This is a genomic window from Streptomyces boncukensis (genome assembly GCF_011045075.1).
GTDB classification, from domain to species: domain Bacteria; phylum Actinomycetota; class Actinomycetes; order Streptomycetales; family Streptomycetaceae; genus Streptomyces; species Streptomyces boncukensis.
Genome location: NZ_JAAKZZ010000832.1, coordinates 1 through 2,085, shown reverse-complemented (window position 1 = coordinate 2,085; position 2,085 = coordinate 1). Strand labels below are relative to the sequence as shown.

Here is a 2,085-nt window from a genome sequence, read left to right as displayed (position 1 = left end):
GTGGGACTGAGCGGATCCGGTGCATGAGGGGCGGCCCCTGGCGGGTCGGGGCGGCCCCTGGCGGGGTGCTAGCTCACGCCTCGGTAGCGGCCCTGGTAGTAGAGCAGTGGGCCCTCGTCCGCCGGGGGGCGGCCCACGGCCAGGGAGGTGGCCAGGACGCGGCCGATGACCAGCGTGTGGTCCCCGGCCGCCACCCGCTGCTCCGTCCGGCATTCGAGCGCCGCCAGCGCCCCGTCCACCAGCGGCGCACCGGCGACCGTGCCGCGCCGGTGCGGCAGGTCCTGGAAGAGGAGCCGGTCGCTGAGCCGCCCCTTCATCGCGAAGCGACCGGCAGCTTGACGTTGTCCCTCGGTCAGCAGCGAGACCGCCCAGTGGTCCTGGCGTTCCAGCAGCTCGTCCATCCGGGACTCGCCGCGCAGGCTGACCAGCACCAGGGGCGGGTCGAGGGAGACCGAGACGAAGGCGGTGGCGGTCATGCCGACGTCCTCGCCGCGGGCGCCCTCGTCCGGATCGTGGGCGGTGACGAGCACCACGCCCGCCGCCAGCCGTGCCATGGCGGCCCGGAACTCCTCGTCACTCACCCCACCAGCATGGGGCATCCGACGGGGAGCCGGGGCTTTCATCTGCTGCTGCGCTGCGTGGGACACGGCACCCACGCTAACGATCGCCCTCCGGGCGCGGCATCGGGCCTCGGGACCAGGGCGGGCCGCTGCGGGTCCTAGGACCACCGAGGTGATCAGGGGTGCTCGCGGGCGGTCGCGAGTGGTCGGAATCGGCCGCGCGGCGACCATGTCTTGAGCGCGCCGCGCAGTCAACCGATCGCATACTGTTGTGACTTGAGTCACAGAGGGCATTAATTGTTGACCCTGTGTACCGGGTGAACAGCTCGCTGTGATTCAGTGGCCGATACCGAAGTCCTTAGGTGAACCGGTGGACATCGCGAGCACGTGGAGTTGACGTACAAGGCTCAGGGGGAGGGCTATGGAAAACGAGTCGGAGCCCTACGTTCGCCTCGCCAGTCTGCGTATGTTGCACCATGTCGTGGCACAGCTCAACACCGCACGTAGTCTCGCGGACACGCTCCAGACCGTTGCCGACGGGGTGGTGGAGGGTCTGGGCTTCGAGATCGCGGCGGTGAATCTGGTGCGGGCAGACGGTGATCTCGTGGTCGCCGCCGTCGCGGGCAGCCCGGCGGCCGAGGCGATGATGGCGGGCCGGGTGGGCTCCCGCGCGTCCTGGGAGCGGCGGCTGACGATGGGCGAGCAGTGGGGAGTGCTCCGCTTCATCCCGCACACCGAGGGCTGGGTGCTGGACGGCGACGACGTGCCGCAGTGGCACACGCCCGGCAGGGCGCCCCGCTTCAGCGACGAGTGGCACCCCATGGACCGGCTCTTCGCCCCGCTGTACGCCTCGGACGGCGAGCTGCTCGGCGTGCTCTCGGTGGACAAGCCGCGCAACGGCAGGCGGCCCGGCGCCTGGGGCTGCGAGGCGCTGCAGATGTACGCGTCCCAGGCCGCCATCGCCATCAGCAACGCGCGGCTGCGCTCGAACATGCAGCGTGCGCTGGTCCGGCTGGAGCGCGAGCAGCAGGCGCTGCGCGCGAGCGAGGAGAGCTTCCGGCAGGCGTTCGAGTACGCGCCGAGCGGGATGGCCGTCGCCGAGATGGGCGGCGACCAGCACGGGCGGCTGCTGCGGATCAACGACGCGCTGTGCCGGCTGCTGGGCCGCCCGGCGTCGGCCATGCGGCGCTACTCGTTCTCCGACCTGGTCCACCCCGAGGACATCGGCACCCTGCTGCGGACCTCCGCCGAGGGCGGCCGGGCCGAGCTGCGGCTGGCCCGGCGCGACGGCTCGTACGTCTGGGTCTCGCTGCGCAACTCGGTCGTCGCGGACGCCGCCGACGGGCCGCGCTATCTGCTCACCCACGTGGAGGACATCGAGGACCGCAAGCGGCACGAGCTCCAGCTCGCCCACCGCGCCAGCCACGACTCGCTGACCGGGCTGCCCAACAGCGCCGAGCTGCGCGCCCGGCTCAAGTCCCGGCTGTGCGCCCAGCCGGGCCTGGCGGGGCGCACAGCCGGGACT

1 protein-coding gene and 1 pseudogene are annotated in these 2,085 nt (G+C 72.1%); one reads left to right on the top strand and one right to left on the bottom strand.

Annotated features, from left to right (window positions below; translation table 11 throughout):
- Positions 1–68 precede the first annotated feature (68 nt).
- A complete protein-coding gene (locus G5C65_RS36150) occupies positions 69–599 on the bottom strand; it encodes a flavin reductase family protein (protein ID WP_338146831.1) in 531 nt (176 codons plus the stop codon).
- Positions 600–981: 382 nt separating this feature from the next.
- Here G5C65_RS36150 and cdgB point away from each other — a divergent pair.
- A pseudogene (gene cdgB, locus G5C65_RS36145) lies at positions 982–2,085 on the top strand (diguanylate cyclase CdgB); the annotation flags it as partial.